We start from the raw sequence: 20735 nt of genomic DNA, 5'->3' as shown, positions 1-20735 counted from the left end.
ATGCGCAAGCACATCATTGCGGCCATCCAGGCGCACGCGGTGGCTCAGTATCCGAAAGAATGCTGCGGCCTGTTGCTGGCCGTCGGCCGCGCGCAGAAGTACTTTCCATGCAGGAACATCGCCACGGAGCCGAACGAAGAGTTTCGGCTTGATCCGGAGGATTATGCTGCGGCTGAAGACGTAGGTGAAGTTATCGGCATCGTTCACTCCCACCCGGACGCCACCAGCAGGCCGTCACCGCATGACCTGGCCATGTGCGAGGCAACCGCCTTGCCCTGGCACATCCTAAGTTGGCCCGAGGGCGACCTGCGAACGATCACGCCGACCGGCAGCACGCCGCTGCTCAAGCGCCCGTTCGTGCACGGCGCCTGGGACTGCTGGCAGGTCTGCGCTGACTGGTATCAACGTGAGTGGGGCCTTGAGTTCGAAGCATTCCAGCGCACCGATGGTTGGTGGGAGAGTGCAGAGAACGCCAGCTTGTACGAGCAGCACTACGAGGCCGCCGGCTTTGTTCGTGTCGACCGACCCCAGCGTGGCGACATGATCGTCATGCACGTCGGGCGGACAGTTCACCCGAACCATGCCGGGATCTACCTGGGCACTGATCCGGCGTTACCCGGCGAAGAGTCGGGCGCCTTCGGCCCTGGTCCATTCCTGCTGCACCACCTTTACGGTAGGCCGTCCGAGATCATCATCTACGGCGGGCCTTGGCATGACCGGACCCGTCTGATCCTCAGGCACAAAGATGCGAAACAACCAACATGACGCGGCATGTCCGCAGGGGTGAGATATGCAAGGCAGTCAAAACTACGAACTGACTATTCGAAATCTATTTACCAATTCCAGTGAAGGGGTAAGCGGTGCCGAAGCGGTGGTTTCCATCTTGGATGAAGCGCTCGAAATCGATAGCGTCACGCTTTCTGGAAAGGTGGGCCCTGGTGAAAGCGTTTACCGTCGGCAGTACACGGGTAAGCCTGGGTTGAGGGCTGCGCTACTCACAGAGGTTGGTCAGATCACATTTACGGCGATCTGACCTTGAAAGATCAGCTGTGTGGGTCGTCCTCTCTGATGAATTCATCAGTGCCAGGCAGATGGAACATGTAGCTGACCTTGTAACCCTCTCCCATGGTCTGCGCTCTGGCTTCTGCGGCAGCTTTGGTCGGGAAAGCTCCTACCATAATATTGGGTTCGTCACGCACTACGCCCCATGTATATATCCAGTCCTTTTTGCTTTGTGCGTAGTCGTCGTTGCTCACATTGACCTCCAGGTCATAAACGCGCCGAAATTGGCACTATCCCAGTCCTTGGGCCTGCAGGCGTAGGACTGGGGAATCCTTTAGCCTTTCGTTTGAGTTTCGACAATCAAACGCCATTGGACTTTGCTGTCGAAAACGCCAGGGTGCTGGTGCGTATTCTGAGGGGGAAATGGATCGCCTTTGTTTGAAGTAATCTCGTCACCACAGCCCTCACACCGATATATGCCGGAAACAAGCACCTTCTCAGCCGGGCCGAACAACGAATTCCAAGGTGCGCTACCGAGCAAGGTGGGTGTTGTTTTCTCGAGGTATTGCAACGATTCTTCTGTGAATAGCGCCATAGTGATTCCTTTCTGTGGGGGCAAGAGAGGCACAACGCTACTACGCTAAGCATCTGCTCGGTTACTGGCATTCCATCCACGCTGGATGCCTGGCCATGCAATTCGAAAACCTGTATAAATGTACAGTTGTGGTTATTTGTAGCTGGGAACGAGTGTTTGAGGGGCTGTCAACTAATATTTGACGAAAGCTCTTGACTTGTGCAATATCCCGCCTCATTTTGATCCAGCGAAGTTGCTGTCTAGCCAAATAAGGAGGGCGTATGGAATACAGAACTGCAGACGACGTCCTGCGTGCCCACTGGGATGGGCGCTTACCTGTAAACCCAAAAGCTATCGCAGAAGCGATGGGTATTGAGGTCAAGGCGCTGACACCATTCGACCCGCAGACATGGAAGCCATCTGAGAGCGGTCACTACTCGTTTCGCAATGGTCGCCCACTGATTACGTACAACTTTATCGATGCGCCGGTTCGCCAGCGATTTACTATTGCGCATGAAGTGGGACACCACGTGCATGGCGATCTAGATGCGCCTCGAGACACCTCTGAGCAATTTAGCGCGAGGTCAAGAGACCCCAAAGAGGTCGCAGCAAACCGCTTTGCCGCGGCCCTGCTGATGCCTGCAGCGCTAGTTAAGCACATGGTTCTTGAGCAGAGAGTCACCGATATCGCCAAGCTGGCCGGTGCATTTGGTGTGTCAACAGCCGCTATGGAGTTTAGGCTTAAGGCAATTGGGCTTTTATGATTGACACTAGCGATGACCTTGCAGGAGGCGAGGCAGATAATCCTGGACTGATCAGTGATTATCTCAGAAGAGAGTCTTGGCGGTTCAGGTGGGAGAAGAGGCTAACCAATGTAACTGTCGGATTGATCATCCTGTTTTACGTCTCTCTTCTAGGTTTTGTGTTTTTGGGGAATATTCGAGTTTCGGCCGGCGCTTGGTATTTCTTCAGCGCCGTCCGACCTCACAGCACAGGCGATATTCCGATTATCGTGTCTCTCTCAACTGTGCCAACGCTGCTTCTCATAGCGTTGCTTCGCTATTTCCACCATAGACCAAAATCTGAGCAGGATGATATTCAGGCGCCGCTTCCTATTAGCGTGGAAGCCGCTAAAGAGATAATCAAAGCAACGACAGATGCCATGAAGGGCAACTGAGTTTTTTGAGGAACAAAGCCCAGCCACGTGCTGGGCTTTTTGCATTTGGCCCGCAGTGCTACAGTCCCGCCAAACCAATGAGGGAACGACATGGACGTGGCACCGAAATTTGTCCCGGATGGGTTGATACATGGATAGGCTTGATCGCTTAAACGATCTGTTGCGCGAGCATGATTGTGTTATGTCCATCGACATCAAATTCAACGACTTCAAATACGATTTGGAGTTGATGCTGTCTGCCAATGAGTCAGGTTTGGATGCGGTGTCACTAATTTTTCATGATGTCAGCGCTCTTGAGTTGAACGGATTCGGTGGCGGCCTGACCCAGTTCATGCATCTTGAGGCCTCCCGTGTATATGATGGCCTCGACAGAATTCGGTATGAAATCAGAGATCTGAGTGGCGGGAAGATCTCGTTCAAGTTTTTCAATTTTAGCGGGTCAAATATTCAGGGGTGATCATGCGGATTTTGATAGCGGCGGTAGCGGTGGCGATGCTGGCGGGGTGTGCCTCATCGGCGATCACGGTGCGGGATGCAAAGCCGGTCCCGTCGGACGAGGTCTATGCCTTCCAGACTAAACCAGCTGGCAAAAGCGGAAAAATCACCGTGGTGCGCGACTCCGGCGCGATCGGTTCTGGCTGCGACATCGTTGTTTATGTCGACGGCCGCAGGGCTGCAAAAATCGGGACTGGTCAGCGGGCTACATTCTACCTTCCGCCGGGGTCGCCCAATCTCGGCGCAGGCCTGGCTGGCTCTGGCTTGTGCGCAGGCGCTGCAATTCGAACCATCGCAGCAACGGTGCAGCCAGGCAAGGAAAGCCTGTACCGTATCAGCGGCGACATGGCTGGGTTCTACATAGGACCCTATGTCGATTACAACTGAATCAAGAAATCCTTGAAGCCGCCTCCGGGCGGTTTTTTATTGCCCCGGAGAAAGTGATGCAGGCATCAGCGATCAACTACAAACCCATGACGACGATTCGCCTACACGGGCAACTCCGACAGTTCGGAAAGTCCTTCAGGCTCGCGGTGAAATCGCCGGCGGAGGCGATCAAAGCACTATGTGTGCAGATCCCTGGATTCGAGCGGTTTCTTTCGAATGCCAAGTCGCGCGGCCTTGAGTTCGCGGTGTTTCGCGATAAGCGCAATATCGGGGAGAAGGAGCTGAGCTACAACGGTGCCGGAGACATCCGCATCGCGCCGGTGGTCGTAGGCAGCAAGCGCGGCGGTATCCTTCAAACCATCGTCGGTGCGATCTTGATTGTTGTGGGTGTTATTTTCTCTGCAACGCCTTTCGGCACTCCACTCATAGGCGCGGGCATTGGCCTTGTTGCCGGAGGTGTCATCCAAATGCTCAGCCCCCAGGCGGCCGGGCTCAAAACCAGCGCCGCACCCGAGAACACCCCTGGCTACGCCTTCGGCAGCGCCAAGAACACCACGGCGTCGGGCAACCCGGTACCGCTTTGCATCGGTGAGCGCCGCTGGGGCGGGGCAATCATCAGCGCCGCTATTTACGCCGAAGATCAGATGTAGCAATAACCGAAGCAAGGTGCCGGTAATCTGAAGGTTGTGCGCGTGCGACTATTCGAATCGCGCCTTTTTTATGTCTCCGTGCTTGCTCTGTAGATAAATTGTGTAGGGCAAAAGGAGGGTATCTGCAATTCCAGACAGCCCCATATCCAGCAAAACTAATGACGCAGACGGGTATCCATCAAAGCCGGTGCTCTGACGTGGCGCTGCATCGAGTGTGCAGTAATCAAAAACGGCACCGCTATAAATTCTCGGTACCGAATCGCAGCTCGAACTCCAACGAGCCAGCTTATTGCTCGCGACGGTGTCGTCTCGGAAGGTAGTGTTAACGGTTCCACAGCCTGTAGCTGATATCGCTGCTACCAGCACCAAAGCATTTTTGAGCTTCATCACATTGGCTCCTTGCCAGAAAAGTTTGAGGTTAACCGAAGCCGCGTTATCGCGGTTTTTTATTGCCTGGAGGAAAGCATGGGCGCAGCACGCAAGATTGATATCCACGGCGCTAAGGGCGGCGAAGAGAAGCCGAAAACGCCAACGGAAGCACCGGACAGCCTGCGCTCGGTCGCCATTGCCAAAATGCTGATAGCGGTGGGCGAGGGTGAGTTCGAGGGCACGCCCACTGCGCAAGATATTTATCTCGACAACACCCCGCTGCAAGACCCCCAGGGCAACATGAACTTCCCGAACGTAAAGTGGGAATGGCGCACGGGGGCGGTGGACCAGACCTATATCCAGGGCATCCCGTCGGTCGAGAACGAAACGACCATCAGTACCGAGCTGCGCAGCGGCACGCCGTGGGTTCGGGCGATCAGCAACACCCAGCTTTCGGCGGTGCGAGTGCGCTTCGCCTGGCCTGCCCTCCAGTCCGTGGATGCCGGCGGCAACATCAACGGCTACCGGATCGAATACAAGGTCGAGCTGGCAACCGATGGTGGTGCCTATCAGCAGGTGCTGAGCGAAGCTGTCGACGGCAAGACCACCAGCGTTTACGAACGCACACGCCGAATTGACCTGCCCAAAGCCACCACCGGTTGGCTGATGCGAATCACGCGGCTGACGATCAACCAAAACAATAATAAAATCTCGGACACGATGCAGATCGCCGGCTTCACCGAGGTGATTGACGCGAAGATCCGTTACCCGAATACAGCGCTGCTCTACATCGAATTCTCAGCAGAGCAATTCCGCAGCATCCCGGCCGTGACGGTCGGTTGCAAGGGCCGCAAATGGTCCGTACCGAGCAATTATGACCCATCCTCCCGAACCTACACCGGTGTTTGGGATGGCACCTTCAAACAGGCGTACACCAACAACCCAACGTGGGCAACGCTTGGCATCACCACGAACGACCGCTTCGGGCTCGGCCGTCGCATCAAACCGTGGATGGTCGATAAGTGGGAGCTATACCGCATCTCGCAGTACTGCGACCAGTTGGTGCCGGACGGGAAGGATGGCCAGGAGCCGCGCTTCATCTGCAACCTGAACCTGCAGAGCAAGGCTGATGCCTGGTCGCTGCTGCGCGACATCTCTGCAATTTACCGGGGTATGACCTATTGGGCCCAGGGCCAGGTATTCACCCTTTCGGATATGCCGCGCGCCACGGACTTTGACTTCGCCTACACGCGAGCGAACGTCATCGACGGCAAGTTCACCTACTCCAGCGCGTCGGAGCGCACCCGTTACACACGGGCGCTGGTCAGCTACGACAACCCGCTGAATAACTATGACACCGACGTCACCTCCGTTACGGACCAGAAGCTGCAGCGCCGCTACGGCGACAATCCCCTGGAGATCAGTGCGATCGGTTGCGACCGTGAGTCGGAGGCCCAGCGTCGCGGCAAGTGGGCGCTGCTGACCAACTCCAAAGACCGGGCTGTCACCTTCAAGGTGGGGTTGGACGGGCGTATTCCGTTGCCTGGCTACGTGATTCCGATCGCTGACGAACTGCTGGCCGGTCGGCCGGTGGGTGGCCGCATCTCGGCGGTGAACGGCAAGGTCATCAAGCTGGACCGCGACACCCAGGCCAAGCCAGGCGACCGACTGATCCTGAACCTGCCAGACGGCAAGTGCGAGGGCCGCACGGTGCAACTGGTCAGCGGCCGGCAGGTAACCGTCACGGTGGCTTACTCGGTAACGCCTGAACCTGAGCTGGTGTGGGCGCTCGATGCTGATGACCTGGCCATCCCGCTGTACCGCGTGGTGAGCGTGGCACGGCCAGAGCCTGGCGTGTTCGAGATATCGGCGGTTCAGTACGACCCGAGCAAGTTTGCGCACATCGACACCGGTGCGCGCCTGGAAGAGCGGCCGATCAGCGTTATCCCGATCACCGTGGTACCGGCGCCGGCCAGCGTCACGCTGACGTCGAGCTATGCGGTCAACCAGGGCATTGCCATCAGCACCATGAACATCTCATGGCCTGCCGTCGCGGGCGCCGTCGCGTATGACGTCGAGTGGCGCAAGGACAGCGGTAACTGGATCAAGGTGCAGCGCACTGGCTCGACGAGCGTGGACGTCACAGGCATCTATTCAGGTGCATACGTGGCGCGCGTGCGTTCGGTGAGTGCGTTCGAAATCTCGTCGGTCTGGAAAAGCTCAATTCTGACCAACTTGCAGGGCAAGGTAGGCCTTCCGCCGGCTGTGTCGTTCCTGACCACCACCAGCCTGATCTATGGGATTGGCATTCAATGGGGTTTCCCACCGGGTGCCGAGGACACCCAACGGACGGAACTCTGGTACAGCCAATCGGCGGACCTGACTACGGCGATTAAGCTCAGCGACTTCAGCTACCCGCAGGCATCGCACGAGATGCACAGCCTGTTGGCTGGGGCGAGCCTGTTCTTCTGGGCTCGCCTAGTGGACCGGACCGGCAACGTCGGCCCGTTCTTCCCGGTGCCTGGCGCGATCAATGGCCAGGCCAGCACCAAGCAGAGCGACTATGAGGCGTACTACGCCGAGAAGATCGGCAAGGGCGCCCTGTACCAGAGCTTGCGCGAAGAGATTGAGCTGATCACCGGCAACGGGCCAGGCTCTGTAAACGAACGCCTTGAGGAAGCCAAGCAGGAACTGGAGGACCTGATCAACCAGGTGAACGACGCGCTCGCCTACAATCCCGACAAGTCGTATCAGAAGGGCGACATTGTCCGTCTCGATCAGCATCTGTACCAAGGCAAAGGCCCGGTGCCGGTTGGGGCAGCACCGCCCGACGCGGAATACTGGACCGATATCGGCACTATCCTGGAAACAGCGAATGCGCTGGCATCCCAGGTGCAGATCATTGAAACCAAGATCGAAGAGATCGACGGCAAGGTGTTGGCCACCGCCACCTCGGTGGAGGCTTTGCGCTCTGCTGCGCGTGGCGATGACGGTTCCGGCGATCTGGCCGACGCAGTCAAGGGATGGACGTCCACGGCAGATCTCGCCGTCGAGCGTAAAACCCGGGCAACCGAGACCGATGCGCTGGCTCAGCAACTGCTGACCCTGGGTGCCCAGGTCGGTGACAACAAGTCGTCGTTGACGTTGCTGGAGCAGGTGGTTGCCACCAACCGTGAGACGTCCGCGGCGCAGATTACCCAACTCAAGAGTGATCTGTCTGCGGTTGATCAAAAGACAATCGGCAATGCCCAAGCCATTAATGGCCTCGACACGAAGGTCACCAACTTGGACGGGCGGGTCACGGCCCAGGCGTCCAGTAATGAATCACTGCGTGCTTCGGTACGTGGCGATGACGGCGCCGGCGACCTGGCGGGGGCGATGAAAGCGTATGAGTCAGTCGCAAGTATCGCCCAACAGATGCGTGTTGAAGCATCTCGCGAACTAGCGACCGCTGAGCGTCTGACTACCTTGCAAGCCGGGATCGATAGCGCGAAAGGGCTTATCCAGCAGGAGGAGCTGGTAAGGGCCACTGCGATAGACGTTCAGGCCAAACGAACTGATACGGTCCAGGCAAGTTTGGGTCAGACCAACGCATCGGTTCAGCAGGTGAATCAGACGCTGGTGGGGCTCGACGGACGGGTATCTGCTCAAGTCACCTTGAAGGCCCAGACAATCGTAGACGGTCGCAGGGTCACCACGGGCATGGCATTCGGATCCAATGGTGAGCAGTCAGAGTTTCTGATCATGGCTCAACGGATGGCGGTCGTTAACGAAATCGACGGCAAGGTCGTTCCAATGTTCGTCATTGAGAATGGCCAAGCCGTATTCAACACGGCGATCATCAGCAAGGCAATTATCCAGGAAATTGTCCTCGGGATGGTCCTGCGCTCTCCAGCCGTCGACTCGAAGGGCCGACCACTGCTGGAAATCAACATTCCTGCGGGCACATTCACCCTGCGTAGTTCTGGTACTGGTGGTGCATCACTACTTACTAACGACGGGCTATCCGTATATGACGCAAGTGATTACCGACGAGTAATGGTAGGGAGACTAAATAATGGCTGATTACGGATTATGGACATGGGCACCCGGCAACGTTGCGCAGATTACTCCCGAATCTTTCACGATGCGCGTCGTTTACACCGGCGTTGCTGACCCAGGCAACGCGCCGGCTGGTAAATACTGGGACATATCAATCCCCGGAGTGACGCCGGAAAATTCGCAGGCTTTTTGTATGCCTCTTGGGCCGATTAATAGGAATCTCGACAGGCAGCTGGAGCCGGAGGTAGTCAATGGAGCGGCGAGAATCTGGAGAACCATTAGAGGAGATCCGTATGGAAATTCCTCCTACACCAACACGAAAATGAGACTGGTTGTAGTGAGGTTTAAGTGATGGCTGAGTCCTTTGGATTAATGTTTGAAAATGGCGGCTCAGATAGCCGTGTGATCTTAGACTCTGAGTATACGAGGCTGAACACGATCTACTCTGGAACCTATGCGCCGAACGGCGCGAATAATACAGCGCAGGTCAATTTTCCATCTCCTATCAACACCCAGGAGCAGCCGTTTGTTTTCATACGCCCGAACGCTGCCGACGGGGTAATTGGAATGTTACCTGTTATCTACGGAGCCCCAGGCAATTGGACAGGTTTTGGGGTTGGTTGGTACAACAGATACAGCGTTCTGCCCGCTGGGAAATGGTTTGCCGCTGGTTTTGGCGCATCACCTATTAGCGACTATGGAATGAGACTTCTTCTTCCGGTTGAAAACACCATATTCGACTCGGGAATGCCCAGCGCTCATTTTGTGAGGTCAACAAACACTTGGCGGCATACGGGGTACGATTATGATCCCCAAGGACTTACCAGATCTTATTTTGTTGCGCCGTTTTATCTTGAAGAGGGTGAGTATGTACTTATAAATAATATGTATATGCCGCTAATCCAATCTTCCGTCATCACCTCGCGGTCACTCTATTTGACTTGGGATTATCCCGGCAAGCAGCTTATTGCAGTTACGGTTGGGACTACTGGACCAATTTATCTTGGCATACCCGTAATGATCGGAAAGCAATCGAATTAAAGGTTTAAAAAGAATTTATATAACGCCCGGTGCGGCATTATTAGGAGAGACTCATGGCTTCTTGGTTTTCAGAAGGAACCGTCACAGTCAATAACGGCAATGCCGTTGTAACTGGCATCGGTACAAAGTTTTCTAACTGTCGCTCCGGCGATATGTTTGTCGGGCCGGATAACGGCATCTATCAGGTTATTAACCCATCCAGCGACACCTCGGTGTCAATCTCACCGGCCTATCGCGGAGCAAGCGTCGCCGGTGCGTCCTATGGCATTGTCCCTGTAAACGGTTACCCAAAGGCCCTGGCCGATGCGGTCAACCTGATGGTTCAGCAGTGGGGAGCCACGCTCGCAGGGCTTGGCCCTGTCTCCAGTATGGCGGTTGTCCCATTTGCAAATGGTGGCTTAGGTACTACCAGCAAAGCTGCAGCGAAAGCTGCTTTGGACCTTGGTACCGCGTCTGCAAAAAACTCTGGCCTTACTAATGGCGATCTGATCCCGGCGGGCGTTCTCAGTGGGATGTTCTCCAATGTTGCCCCAGACGCCTATCAAATGGACAGACCTGGCGAGCCCGGGCAACAAGGCGCTTTCTACAAATTTCTCAATAACGGTTCCTCGTCTGGGCTGAGCTATTCAACCCTGATTCGAATTCCGTACAACGTTGGATATGAGGCGCAAATCTTTATTCCCGTTTCGCAAGGCACCGGTTCGTTGCTCTTTCGCACCACGCCTGGAGCTTCCGGGACTTTCGGCCCGACGTACAGCGTGTATCACACCGGCAACACGACTCGCGGTTCAGGCGGCGCGCTTTCTGCGGCATCGCCGATCCTAAGAATTGCCAACGTCGCGCTCACTGAACGTCAGGACTTGGGCGAGCAGTCCTTTGAGCCGGCTGGTGAATGGGGTGTAGCCAACGAGGAAGCGCGCGGTGTTACCGTTGAGCGCCTCGGCCTGGGGGAGTACCGGGTGACGGGAAGCCTTGGTCTGGCGCTAGAAGGATGGCGGACCCATGATCCAAGCTCCCCAGATGGTGGCCGAATGCTGGGTATCACCGACAGCCACCAGGAAGAGGATGGCACGGTCACCATCCGCCTGTTCAAGCAGCGCTGGACGCTCACCGATGACGGAGAGATGGTGCCGGGCCGAGGCGCGCCGATAGATGTACCGCTGAATAGCTGGATCGACGTCCGTCTGCACATGCCGAGCGCTGAGCAAGGCCCGCCTGAAATGGCAGCCGTAGAAGAATGACAGCCCGCCCCGAGCGGGTTTTTTTACGTCTGGAGAAAGCCATGCAGAACACTGAAGCCCGTGGGGTGCGCAATAACAACCCCGGCAACATCGACTACAACCCGGCCAACCAGTGGCAGGGCCAACTGAAGCCCGACGCCGCGCTAGAGAAGCGGTTCGCCAGGTTCGACACCCCCGAAAATGGTATCCGCGCGCTGGGCAAGCTGTTACTGACTTACCAGCGCAAACATGGCCTGAAGACTGTGAAGGCGATCATCAGCCGGTGGGCGCCGTCGGTGGAGAACGACACCGCAGCGTACGTGCGCGCCGTCGAAGCCAATACCGGCACCCGGCCTAGCGCAGAGATCGATCTTGCCCAGTCGGTGGTGATGGCTGGTTTCGTCAAAGCGATCATCCATCACGAGAACGCAGGCTATGCCTACCCTGATGCGGTGTTGGGCGAAGGCGTGCGGCGGGCGCTGGCATGACGCCGGCGCAGAAGCTGGCTGGACTGGCGGTGCTGATCCTGGCGCTGATGGCCGTCGCCGCTGGCGTTGCCTGGCAGGTTCAGGACTGGCGAATGGGCAAGCAACTGTCTGAGCAGCTATCGGCCCAGAGCGCCGCGCACCAGGATCGGCTCGACGCAATCACCAACGAGGCCTGGCGGCAGCAGAAGGCCGAGCAGGACAGGCGCCTTGTCACCGAGCAGCAACTCGCCATCCAAGACCAACAACACACCAAGGAATTATCAGATGCTCAACGCAACCAGGCTCGCCTGCGTGACCAGCTTGCTACTGCTGATGTCCGGCTGTCAGTCCTCATCGAGGATTCAGCCAGTGGTTGCAACGTGCCTACCGCCCCCGGCGCCGCCGGCGTGGTTCATGCAGCCCGTCGAGCCCAACTTGACCCAGCGCATGCGCAACGAATTATCGCCATCACAGGCGACGGGGATAACGCCGTGATCGCGCTGCGGGCTTGCCAGGCATACGTCAGGGCCGTGGCGCACTGATTACTTTCGTCTATGCTGAATCACCGGCCAGCAGTGAGAGCCTCATACATTCAATCAGGTTGGAACTCATGGATAAGCGTCTTGCTGGCCTTTCGTTTCTGCAGACTCTCTGCTGGGTGATTGCATTCATCACCGTGATCTAGCTGTACTCATAGCGTTAGCTGATTGGCCCGCCGGCAGACGCTGCTCCTTATGTCTTCCCGGGCGTTGTTCAGTCCATTCTGCACGACTAACTCTGCTACACCGCGTGCACCGTGACATGCTACGTCTCGACCTAGCCGAGTGGGATGCAGTGCAGGACGTCCCGCGGCACAAAATGTCTGCGCCTGATTACGACCAGGCAATTGACCGGCAGATCTCGCGCTGGCGCCAGATTCAGCACCAGGCTGAAATGCAGCATCTAGCCCTGGAAAAGGCCGACGCTGAACAACTTGAAATGGCTGGCGAGGGGCCAGCCGAACCATAGAAAACTCCGAGAACGGACCTCTGGCAGCTGTCTAACGCGATCATTGAGTACGTAGCTTTCAAAAGAGTTTTAGAGAATGGAACCGTACCGCCTACAGTAACTTTAAGGGGGGCGTAATTGCTACTCATTGATTTATAAGCTTTTTCACAAGTAATTTTAATGAGGTTGGCGTCAATAATTTATCTTTAGGTGGCGATTTGCTACTGGGCTGTGGATCCAATTTAAACCGCGGGTTATCTTCGTAACAATTCTTGCGGAAAGGCTAAGCGGGAGTTAACCTGTGTGTTAATAAGAGGCGCAGCATGAAGCTAAGGACACTCACACGGACGTATCTTCTGGAGGCGGCCAGGATCGATCCGGCGAAAGCTCCTAGGATCACGAACCAGCCAATCTGGACGCCAGTGTTGGTGATGGGAGCGGGGAACGATCCAGATAAAACGCATCTGGTTCGTTCAATAAAGAAGGAGGTGGACGATAATGGAAAAAAGGGCTGCTTTCTGGTCATGGTGCAAAGTTTATTTGAGGCTATCTCATTAGAAGACTTTGGTAGTTTTTATGCGCAAAACTTAGTGGAGTATAAGACTGCCTTTAAGTTTGACTATAAAAATTCTCAGCACCATTTAAAGGAGCTCAAGCGTGGAAAGAAGGATAGGATTTATGTGTATCCCTATACCGGGAAGCTTGGTCGCTTCCTGTTCATTCTAGAGGTTGCGCATAAAAATCAAATGCAAACGGCTCCTGAGACAAAAAAATATGCTGAAGATATAATTAAAGAAATTCTAGATTCGAAATTAATGGTTTTTATTTGAGGTTGTATGATGAATAACGAACGTGTTGCGGAACAGATCGCTGAAGATATGGAGATTTTTGGATCGACTCGTCGCGCTGCACCAGTTTTCGAAATTCGACGTTTGATGATTGAAAAAGGTATTCGTAACTCTGATGTGGCCGCTCGTCTCCGAGTAAGTGAGGCGAATGTATCCAGAATGCTCAGAGGGGACCAGAATCTTAAAATCGATACGCTTTACTTGCTCGCCAGTGCCGTAGAAGAGAAGTTGAACTTTAGCTTCTCGGATGAGGTTAGACCTGTTCGTGTTACGGGTAAAGTTAAAAAGACGTGTGGCGAAGATACTTTTGACAATGATTACGCAGTGTTTTCCTTGAATCATGAGTTGTTTTTGGAAATCGCTGGTGACTTGGAGGAACGTTCTAATGAAGCCGTCTTTGCTCTCGGTTGAGAAAGTATTTTTTTTGAAGGTTAGAGTTGATTCTAATCCTGATTGGCTCGGTGACTACTCAGACGAACTTCTTCAAATCGCTTTTGATTATAAGGGTAGCCGTTTTACGCGGAAAGTTGAACTAGGTTATCCTGAAGACGAAATTGGTGATCCAAGAAATTTTTCCGTAGCATTAAATCTCCGTCTTGTTAAAAGCACTCAAGAAGATGGATTTGATCTTCCATATGACGTAGACATAACTGCTATGGCTTTGATCAGATATAGATCTGATCAGCATTCCGGATCTGATCGTTTCAGGGTGGTGAGGCACGCAGCTTACACGATACTTTATGGCGCTATCCGAGAAATGACATCTACCCTGACAGCTCGCAGCGTGCACGGCATGTGGTCTTTACCCGCCGCCGACTTCGCAAGCGCCGCTAGAGAGGAGGGCGAGGTGGATGAAGCTGAGCGTATAGAAAGCATTGGGCAAAAATCGCTAGTGAAGGATGGCGCTGTAAAAAAGACCAAGCGTCGTTCAAAAGAGAAAAATCAATCTAAATCTGACGTCGAGTCAGATTGAAGCTTATAGTCGCAAAGCAAGTAATGGCCGGATAAGTTCCGGCCTTTTTTTGGCTGATTTCAATCGACTCTTTTTAGAGTCACTCAAATTGCAACTGAACTTTCTCTTGCTAAGGTAGGCTCGATGCCATCTTCTAACCTAGCCAAGCGCAATCAATTAGGTTTTATATAATTGGACGAGTAGTGGCACTTGTCGATAGCACGGCGTGCTCCGTTGGGATCTACAGGGTTTATGAAGTCTCTGCTTATCTGGTCTGTATCGACAGACTGGATGCAATCTGTTGACAATTCGCGTCCGGATATTTCAGTGCAACGGCATCCCAGTGGGCGTGGGATTGCCCACACAACGATTCTGACCAAGCTGGCAAACGATATAGCGAAGCACCTGTAAGCCCAGAGCGGCGACGTGGTGAATGTCACCGATCCGGCAAAGCGTGACTGGGTATTGCGCAACACCGACGTTTCGGAGGGTGGTGCGTCGGCCGGAAGATGAAGCTTCACGCGGACACAATGGGCATCAAAACAGCGATGGACCTGGCTAAGGCAGATCTCTGGACGCTCTGCATAATTTAGCGTGGTGGTCGATGTGCCATCCCAACGAAGAAGTACGTTTGCTCACCGAGGCCGCGGTAGATGCGCTCGACAGAATCCTCCGGCCGGGCTTCAGGCACAGCATAGCCGCAACATGCTGCTCAACCTGTGCCAGCCAGGCGAATGCACGGCCGATCTGTTCGCGATATCGCAACAGGCCAAAGCAACACGCATAATGACGGTGCTTGACCAGATCAACGACGGGTGGGGAAGGGTGACGCTTCGCTCCGCAAGTATGCTCACCAACCACGACTGGGGTATGCGTCGGGAGATGATGAGTCAAAGCTATACCACCAAGCTGGACCAGCTATGGACCGTTGCCTGCAAATAGAGCTCATTCCGGGGTCTGCAAAACTGCCAGGGTCATTTTTATGAATTCTTCGTTGTGGCCGATGGTGGAAAGCGCGCCGCGGACGTTGTCTGCCACTTGAGCGGAGCCTCGCTGCTCCACCCAATTCGACAGTTCCATGTTGAAGCCTCGAGGGCGAGTTGATCTTTGTAGAGTTTGAAAAGTAGAGAAGGGATTGAGTTCGGCTTGGTTGTTCCTGCGTGGGGCAAATGGGGTGGCAGGTAAATTATTGAATTGGGAGAACGGTCGGCAGTTCGCCGGAGAAGCAAAAAAAAATAGGCGCAGTGACTTTACGAGTGACTTCGTAAACGACGGCTCCGCACTGTTAGGCATCGTTGCAGCGAGCGCCAGGCGCGAAGCCTTGTGTTTAACGGGCTGTAGAGTTGTCCGCTTGCATGGGGTGCTAGGGGTCGAGTGTTCGAATCACTCCGTCCCGACCATATATTTCAAAGGGTCGCGAGATTTTATCTCGCGACCCTTTTTTATTTTCATTGGTTTTCACCCTTGCAAAACCGCTAGCTCTAGGTGGAATCTTAGCTGGCGCATAGATTCTGGAGAGGCATGAGAACAGGGGGGTAGGAAGTACCACTCGAGGTTCACCCAAGGCCCTACCGTTATCTGTGAATCAATCAGCCGCGCAAAGAACAGGTGGCCGATGCACTGAATAGCACCTCGGATACTTTGCACCTGGGATTAGGTCTGTTTCACGGTCGCGCATGCGTCAATGCTTCGCAGTGCCCCACAGTAGGGGTTCAATTTGGCGATAATCTGATGAATCAGGTTGCTGACTTCAAACAATGGCGATTCAGTGATCAGATACTTCACGAATACGTGACGTATTTGGTTTTGTTAGCCACTAGAATGCCATTGATGAATGAGAACTGTAGGTAGCTAAATGGATCTAGCCGCCCATCCTCGCCCAGAATTCTTCGGCAGATTGACTGAGTGGCGCTATCGGACGGGTCAGATGAATGTCCAAGGGGATATCCCAGCTTTCGTCGAGTGCTCTGACTAAGCGGCCATCCAGTATTTCTTGCTCGGTGAGACTTTTGGGCAACCATGCAACTCCTTTGCTTTCCAGTGCCATGGACATCAGAACTGCCGCGAGGTGGCTGCTGAAAAGTGGTTTGAGGTGAAGGTAATCTTCCTTGCCACGCAGTCGGTGAGCGACTATGCGCCCCAATCCTGACTCATGGCTGTACGCCAGATATGGCAATGCCGCTGGGGAGGTGCCGAAGTTGGCAGAAGCACTCGCCAAAGGAACGAGAACGTCCTCTCCAACTTTCTTACCCACGAACTGGTCAGGAGCCAGTAAGGGGGGAACGTCGGGATGGCGGTGGCAGAGCAGAAACTGAACCTGTCCATGTATTAGCATTTGCTCACAAACAGCCATACTATCCGAGTGCAATTGCACAGCCTCGATTGGGGCGCCGTTTTCTGCGCTTCGAAGCCACCTTGGAAAAAATGTAAACGACAAGGAGTGGGTTGCAGCGAATTGCAGCGATTTAGCGGCCATTCCCGCCACTTCTTGAGCTTCGTTGCGCATTCTGTACAAGCGCCTGGCGGCCTCCTGAGCACTTGGCAGAATTTGCCTCCCTGCTTCGGTCAAGGTCGCACCTTGAGGCGTGCGAACGAACAGCTGTACCCCCATCCAATTCTCTAATGAGCGCACTCTGCGACTGAATGCTGGCTGCGTAACATGCCGTGCTTCAGCCGCCCTAACAAAGCTGCCGTATTCCGCAAGCGCTGAAAAATCCTCAAGCCAAACGAGTTCCAAGGGCAATGCCTCCTGTGCATAGGGCGCGGCATTAATAGCATTGGGCGGGTGTCATCGCAAAGCATAACGTGTGGCCACAAACAACAAGAGGAACCCGTTATGCGTATCGTAGACATCCGCGAAAAAACTGTTTCTATTGCCTCCCCAATTGCCAACGCCTATATCGATTTCTCCAAAATGACCTGCTCGGTCGTCGCTGTTGTCACGGATGTAATTCGCGATGGTAAACCTGTCATCGGCTACGGTTTCAACTCCAACGGTCGCTATGGTCAAGGCGCTTTGATGCGTGATCGCTTCCTGGCGCGTATCACCGAAGCTGATCCAGACACGCTCGTCGATCATGAAAACAACAACCTGGATCCGTTTGCCATCTGGAAAGCCCTGATGACCAACGAAAAGCCTGGAGGTCACGGTGAGCGCTCAGTAGCAGTTGGCACTATCGACATGGCTGTATGGGATGCCGTCGCCAAGATCGAAGGCAAACCTCTCTATCGCCTGCTGGCTGATCGTTACCGTAACGGCGTGGCCGATGACAAGGTCTGGGTCTACGCAGCAGGTGGCTACTACTATCCAGGCAAAGACCAGACCAAACTCAAAGCAGAAATGCAGAGCTACCTGGATCGTGGCTACGACGTTGTCAAAATGAAGATCGGTGCGGTGCCACTGGACGAAGATATCCGTCGCATCGAAGCGGTACTCGAGGTGGTTGGGGACGGTCGTCGACTGGCGGTCGATGCCAACGGTCGTTTCGATCTTCAGACCGGTATTGCTTACGCGCAAGCCATCAAGAAGTACAACCTCTTCTGGTACGAGGAAATCGGCGATCCGCTCGATTACGCACTTCAGGCTGAGCTTGCCAATCACTATGAGCTGCCTATGGCGACCGGGGAAAACCTGTTCTCCCACCAGGATGCTCGTAACCTTCTGCGCCACGGCGGCATGCGCCCTGATCGCGACTTTCTTCAGTTCGACTGCGCGCTGTCCTATGGGCTCGTGGAGTACATGCGCACCCTGAAAGTGATGGAAGAAATGGGCTGGTCTTCCCGCCGCGTAGTTCCGCACGGTGGCCACCAGATGTCCCTGAACATCGCAGCCGGTCTGCACCTGGGTGGCAACGAATCTTACCCCGACGTGTTCCAGCCTTTCGGCGGCTTTGCCGACGGAATCAAGGTGGAAAATGGTTATGTCGGCCTGCCGGATATTCCAGGTGTTGGTTTCGAAGCCAAGTCCGCCTTGTACGCAGTCATGCGCGAGTTAGGCGAAGGCTGATCAACCCCGATCTGCGGTTCCTTTTAAAGGGGCCGCAGACTCAGGCGTCATCCACTGACGCCAAACCACATGCCCATCACAAAAATAAAATGAGGTGCTACCGTGGAAATGTCCAAGTCCCGCTGGTACAGCCAGCTGTATGTACAGGTGCTGATCGGTATCGTCATCGGCGCTGCAATTGGTCACTTTGAACCGCAATTCGGAGCCAGGCTTCAACCTTTTGCGGATGGCTTTATCAAACTCATCAAAATGCTGTTGGCGCCGATTATTTTCGGTACTGTCGTGGTGGGTATCGCCAAGATGGGCAGCATCAAGGAGGTCGGGCGGATCGGCGTCAAGGCGCTGCTCTACTTTGAAATCCTTTCAACCATTGCGCTGGTCATCGGCCTTATTGTGGTCAATGTCGTAAAGCCAGGCGCCGGGATGAATATCAACGCTACCACGCTTGATGCCAGCGCTATCGCCAAGTACAGCCAAGCCGCCAGTGAACAGGGCGGCACTATCGATTTCTTTCTCAACATCATCCCGAGCACCTTCATTGGCGCATTCTCCAATGGCGTCATGCTTCAGGTCATTCTGATTTCGGTATTGATGGGCATTGCCCTCGTTCAAATGGGCGAAACCAGCAAACCGCTGATCAATACCATCGACTTGTTTCTGCAAGGGCTGTTCAAGATCGTCGCAATGGTGATGCGCCTGGCTCCCCTTGGTGCCGGCGCCGGGATGGCGTTCACTATAGGCAAGTACGGCATTGGTACCTTGCTGTCACTCGGCCAGTTGCTGGTCGCGCTCTACATCACTACCTTGATTTTTATCGTGGTCGTACTGGGGGCGGTTGCCAGATGGTCGGGCATGCCGCTGATGCAATTTCTGCGTTATTTCAAAGATGAAATTCTCATCACGCTTGGCACCTGCTCAACCGAGGCTGTGCTTCCGCGAATGATGGTGAAACTTGAAAAGCTCGGCTGCAAGAAGTCAGTGGTGGGCATGGTGCTACCCACTGGATATGCCTTCAATGCAGATGGCACCTGCATCTACCTCACCATGGCGGCGATTTTTATCGCACAGGCAACCAATACGCCCCTGACGTTTATGGATCAGATGATTCTGCTGGGTGTCTTCCTGCTGACCTCAAAAGGCTCCGCTGGCGTAGCGGGTGCCGGGTTCATAACCCTTGCGGCAACGCTAACAACCATCCACTCCATTCCGTTGGTAGGCCTTGTCCTGCTTTTGGGCATCGACCGATTCCTCAACGAAGCGCGAGCCGTGACTAACCTGATCGGCAACGGTATCGGCACCCTCGCCATTGCCAAATGGGACAACTCCTTTGACGCCGAAGCCTGCGAGCGTGAGATTGCCGCAATGAAACACGAAAAGACGGCCAGGAAGGCATTGCTGGCGCAGAAATAGCCTGCAAAGAGAGCCGGTCAGCTCGCCTTAGAAACGGATATGACCGGTAGTGCCTTGCAGGTTTCGTTCAACTCGAATGAGAAAAATAAATTACTTGTAAGAACTTGGTGGAGCCAAAAATGATTGAGCGATCACATCATGAACTGCGCGAGGCGTTTGGTGATTTACTCCAGGGAACCATCTGCAAATTTGCTGCTTCCGTGTTCGATCCTATCTCGGTTCGTATGGCATACGACCTTGGCTTTGAGGTTGCCATTCAAGGTGGCTCCGTCGCCTCGCTTCAAGTGCTCGGAGCTCCGGACATTTCTCTGATCACGCTTGATGAATATGTCGAGCAGGTTTCCAGAGTCGGTCGGGCCAGCCAGATCCCAATCATTGGGGATGCTGATCATGGGTTTGGTAACGCACTCAATGTAATGCGAACAGTGACCGAGCTGCAGAAAGCCGGTGTTGCTGCCCTGACGCTGGAAGACACCCACCTACCGGCCAGATACGACGAGCAGTCGCACGTACTTATCGAAATGGAAGAAGCCGCAAGCAAGATTTACGCTGCGCGGTTTGCCCGTTCAGATGATGCCCTCAGCATCATCGCCCGTACGAATGCGGCCGTTACCACTTTGGAAAACTCCATTGCACGCACCACGGCCTATCAAAAGGCTGGGGCTGACGCGATTTGCCTTGTCGGAGTAAAGGACTTCCAACATTTGGAGGCACTCACCTCGCATCTTTGCGTGCCGATCATGCTGATCAATTATGGAAACCCGGCACTGAGCGATGTTGAGAAACTGAGCGCAGCCAATGTGAGGATCGTGGTCAATGGGCATGCTCCATTTTTGGCCGCTATCAAAGCGAGTTACGAGGCGCTGCGCGAACAAAGCGGCACAGAGGGAAGCGAGCTTTCGCTTCCTGATCTGCTTTCTAAATACACACTCTCGGACAATTACCGTGAGTGGGCGAAAACCTATTTGAAGTCAGGACACGACTTCGGCTAAAAACCTCTTGATGCATTGATACAACTGGACTCGACCGCATCCGTTCAACGGAGGGCTGGCGCGAGCTCGGGCCGAAGAAAAACTGAACGTCGTGTCCGGGATTAGTTGACCACTACA

Annotated in this window: 25 protein-coding genes, 1 tRNA gene and 1 pseudogene; 22 read left to right on the top strand and 5 right to left on the bottom strand. The window is 54.5% G+C overall.

Annotated elements, in window-relative coordinates; genetic code table 11:
• The gene (locus C4J91_RS17625; RefSeq protein WP_124363513.1) at window positions 1–765 is read left to right on the top strand and encodes a C40 family peptidase; all 765 of its coding nucleotides are present in this window, start codon (window positions 1–3) and stop codon (window positions 763–765) included.
• A gap of 25 nt (window positions 766–790) precedes the next feature.
• Window positions 791–1033: a hypothetical protein gene (locus C4J91_RS17620; protein ID WP_124363512.1), complete on the top strand. Its 243-nt coding sequence runs from the start codon at window positions 791–793 to the stop codon at window positions 1031–1033.
• A 10-nt stretch (window positions 1034–1043) separates the two neighbouring features.
• Here C4J91_RS17620 and C4J91_RS17615 read toward each other — a convergent pair whose 3' ends face one another.
• Together C4J91_RS17615 and C4J91_RS17610 are read right to left on the bottom strand one after the other, a co-directional pair.
• Window positions 1044–1256: a hypothetical protein gene (locus tag C4J91_RS17615; RefSeq protein ID WP_124363511.1), complete on the bottom strand. Its 213-nt coding sequence runs from the start codon at window positions 1254–1256 to the stop codon at window positions 1044–1046.
• An 80-nt stretch (window positions 1257–1336) separates the two neighbouring features.
• Window positions 1337–1597 carry a protein L gene (locus tag C4J91_RS17610; RefSeq protein WP_124363510.1) on the bottom strand — a complete coding sequence of 87 codons (261 nt, stop codon included), beginning with the start codon at window positions 1595–1597 and terminating at the stop codon, window positions 1337–1339.
• Between the two features lie 260 nt (window positions 1598–1857).
• Here C4J91_RS17610 and C4J91_RS17605 point away from each other — a divergent pair, with 260 nt between their 5' ends.
• The 5 genes from C4J91_RS17605 to C4J91_RS17585 all read left to right on the top strand — a co-directional run bounded on the left by C4J91_RS17605 (window position 1858) and on the right by C4J91_RS17585 (window position 4285).
• Window positions 1858–2340 carry an ImmA/IrrE family metallo-endopeptidase gene (locus C4J91_RS17605; protein WP_124363509.1) on the top strand — a complete coding sequence of 161 codons (483 nt, stop codon included), beginning with the start codon at window positions 1858–1860 and terminating at the stop codon, window positions 2338–2340.
• Window positions 2337–2753 carry a hypothetical protein gene (locus C4J91_RS17600; RefSeq protein ID WP_124363508.1) on the top strand — a complete coding sequence of 139 codons (417 nt, stop codon included), beginning with the start codon at window positions 2337–2339 and terminating at the stop codon, window positions 2751–2753. Before C4J91_RS17605 ends, C4J91_RS17600 begins: the two co-directional genes overlap by 4 nt.
• 181 nt (window positions 2754–2934) lie before the next feature.
• Window positions 2935–3210 (top strand): hypothetical protein, encoded by a 276-nt coding sequence (locus C4J91_RS17595; protein ID WP_256681600.1) that lies wholly within the window; start codon window positions 2935–2937, stop codon window positions 3208–3210.
• Window positions 3211–3212: 2 nt separating this feature from the next.
• Window positions 3213–3635, top strand: coding sequence for a hypothetical protein (locus C4J91_RS17590; RefSeq protein WP_124363506.1), 423 nt, complete (start codon window positions 3213–3215; stop codon window positions 3633–3635).
• A 56-nt stretch (window positions 3636–3691) separates the two neighbouring features.
• The gene (locus tag C4J91_RS17585; protein ID WP_124363505.1) at window positions 3692–4285 is read left to right on the top strand and encodes a tail assembly protein; all 594 of its coding nucleotides are present in this window, start codon (window positions 3692–3694) and stop codon (window positions 4283–4285) included.
• 48 nt (window positions 4286–4333) lie between these two features.
• Here the strand turns inward: C4J91_RS17585 and C4J91_RS17580 are convergent, their stop codons facing one another.
• Window positions 4334–4672: a YceK/YidQ family lipoprotein gene (locus C4J91_RS17580; RefSeq protein WP_124363504.1), complete on the bottom strand. Its 339-nt coding sequence runs from the start codon at window positions 4670–4672 to the stop codon at window positions 4334–4336.
• A gap of 78 nt (window positions 4673–4750) precedes the next feature.
• Between C4J91_RS17580 and C4J91_RS17575 the strand changes: the two genes are divergently transcribed.
• From C4J91_RS17575 to C4J91_RS27990, 11 genes are all read left to right on the top strand, one after another.
• Window positions 4751–8719 (top strand): DUF1983 domain-containing protein, encoded by a 3969-nt coding sequence (locus C4J91_RS17575; RefSeq protein ID WP_124363503.1) that lies wholly within the window; start codon window positions 4751–4753, stop codon window positions 8717–8719.
• Window positions 8712–9047 (top strand): hypothetical protein, encoded by a 336-nt coding sequence (locus C4J91_RS17570; RefSeq protein ID WP_124363502.1) that lies wholly within the window; start codon window positions 8712–8714, stop codon window positions 9045–9047. The genes C4J91_RS17575 and C4J91_RS17570 overlap by 8 nt, the downstream gene beginning before the upstream one ends.
• A complete protein-coding gene (locus tag C4J91_RS17565) occupies window positions 9047–9736 on the top strand; it encodes a hypothetical protein (RefSeq protein WP_124363501.1) in 690 nt (229 codons plus the stop codon). Before C4J91_RS17570 ends, C4J91_RS17565 begins: the two co-directional genes overlap by 1 nt.
• 53 nt (window positions 9737–9789) lie before the next feature.
• Window positions 9790–10977 (top strand): hypothetical protein, encoded by a 1188-nt coding sequence (locus C4J91_RS27655; protein WP_177412831.1) that lies wholly within the window; start codon window positions 9790–9792, stop codon window positions 10975–10977.
• Window positions 10978–11018: 41 nt separating this feature from the next.
• Window positions 11019–11444 (top strand): structural protein, encoded by a 426-nt coding sequence (locus C4J91_RS17550; protein ID WP_124363500.1) that lies wholly within the window; start codon window positions 11019–11021, stop codon window positions 11442–11444.
• Window positions 11441–11965, top strand: a complete 525-nt coding sequence (locus tag C4J91_RS17545; RefSeq protein ID WP_124363499.1) for a lysis system i-spanin subunit Rz — start codon at window positions 11441–11443, stop codon at window positions 11963–11965. Before C4J91_RS17550 ends, C4J91_RS17545 begins: the two co-directional genes overlap by 4 nt.
• Before the next feature lie 316 nt (window positions 11966–12281).
• The gene (locus C4J91_RS27610) at window positions 12282–12431 is read left to right on the top strand and encodes a hypothetical protein (protein ID WP_164484554.1); all 150 of its coding nucleotides are present in this window, start codon (window positions 12282–12284) and stop codon (window positions 12429–12431) included.
• A gap of 302 nt (window positions 12432–12733) precedes the next feature.
• The gene (locus tag C4J91_RS17540) at window positions 12734–13240 is read left to right on the top strand and encodes a hypothetical protein (RefSeq protein WP_124363498.1); all 507 of its coding nucleotides are present in this window, start codon (window positions 12734–12736) and stop codon (window positions 13238–13240) included.
• A 9-nt stretch (window positions 13241–13249) separates the two neighbouring features.
• On the top strand, window positions 13250–13669 hold the full coding sequence (locus C4J91_RS17535; RefSeq protein WP_164484553.1) for a helix-turn-helix transcriptional regulator: 420 nt from the start codon (window positions 13250–13252) through the stop codon (window positions 13667–13669).
• Entirely contained in the window at window positions 13644–14231 is a 588-nt protein-coding gene (locus tag C4J91_RS17530; RefSeq protein WP_124363496.1) for a hypothetical protein, read from the top strand. Before C4J91_RS17535 ends, C4J91_RS17530 begins: the two co-directional genes overlap by 26 nt.
• 684 nt (window positions 14232–14915) lie before the next feature.
• The gene (locus C4J91_RS27990) at window positions 14916–15152 is read left to right on the top strand and encodes a DUF4113 domain-containing protein (RefSeq protein WP_164484552.1); all 237 of its coding nucleotides are present in this window, start codon (window positions 14916–14918) and stop codon (window positions 15150–15152) included.
• Window positions 15153–15155: 3 nt separating this feature from the next.
• On the opposite strand, the pseudogene C4J91_RS17520 reads toward C4J91_RS27990, so the two are convergent.
• A pseudogene (locus C4J91_RS17520) lies at window positions 15156–15379 on the bottom strand (hypothetical protein).
• Window positions 15380–15541: 162 nt separating this feature from the next.
• Here C4J91_RS17520 and C4J91_RS27600 point away from each other — a divergent pair.
• Window positions 15542–15610, top strand: a tRNA-Pro gene (locus C4J91_RS27600).
• 461 nt (window positions 15611–16071) lie between these two features.
• Here C4J91_RS27600 and C4J91_RS17515 read toward each other — a convergent pair.
• Window positions 16072–16947 (bottom strand): LysR family transcriptional regulator, encoded by an 876-nt coding sequence (locus C4J91_RS17515; protein ID WP_124363495.1) that lies wholly within the window; start codon window positions 16945–16947, stop codon window positions 16072–16074.
• Window positions 16948–17046: 99 nt separating this feature from the next.
• Between C4J91_RS17515 and C4J91_RS17510 the strand changes: the two genes are divergently transcribed.
• The 3 genes from C4J91_RS17510 to C4J91_RS17500 all read left to right on the top strand — a co-directional run bounded on the left by C4J91_RS17510 (window position 17047) and on the right by C4J91_RS17500 (window position 20618).
• Window positions 17047–18216 (top strand): mandelate racemase/muconate lactonizing enzyme family protein, encoded by a 1170-nt coding sequence (locus C4J91_RS17510; protein WP_124363494.1) that lies wholly within the window; start codon window positions 17047–17049, stop codon window positions 18214–18216.
• Between the two features lie 102 nt (window positions 18217–18318).
• On the top strand, window positions 18319–19626 hold the full coding sequence (dctA, locus tag C4J91_RS17505; RefSeq protein ID WP_124363493.1) for a C4-dicarboxylate transporter DctA: 1308 nt from the start codon (window positions 18319–18321) through the stop codon (window positions 19624–19626).
• Window positions 19627–19745: 119 nt separating this feature from the next.
• Window positions 19746–20618 (top strand): oxaloacetate decarboxylase, encoded by an 873-nt coding sequence (locus C4J91_RS17500; protein WP_124363492.1) that lies wholly within the window; start codon window positions 19746–19748, stop codon window positions 20616–20618.
• Window positions 20619–20735 lie beyond the last annotated feature (117 nt).

This window comes from Pseudomonas sp. R3-52-08, assembly GCF_003851745.1.
In the GTDB taxonomy this organism is placed as follows: Bacteria; Pseudomonadota; Gammaproteobacteria; order Pseudomonadales; family Pseudomonadaceae; genus Aquipseudomonas.
This window is presented reverse-complemented; position numbering and strand designations above follow the sequence as displayed.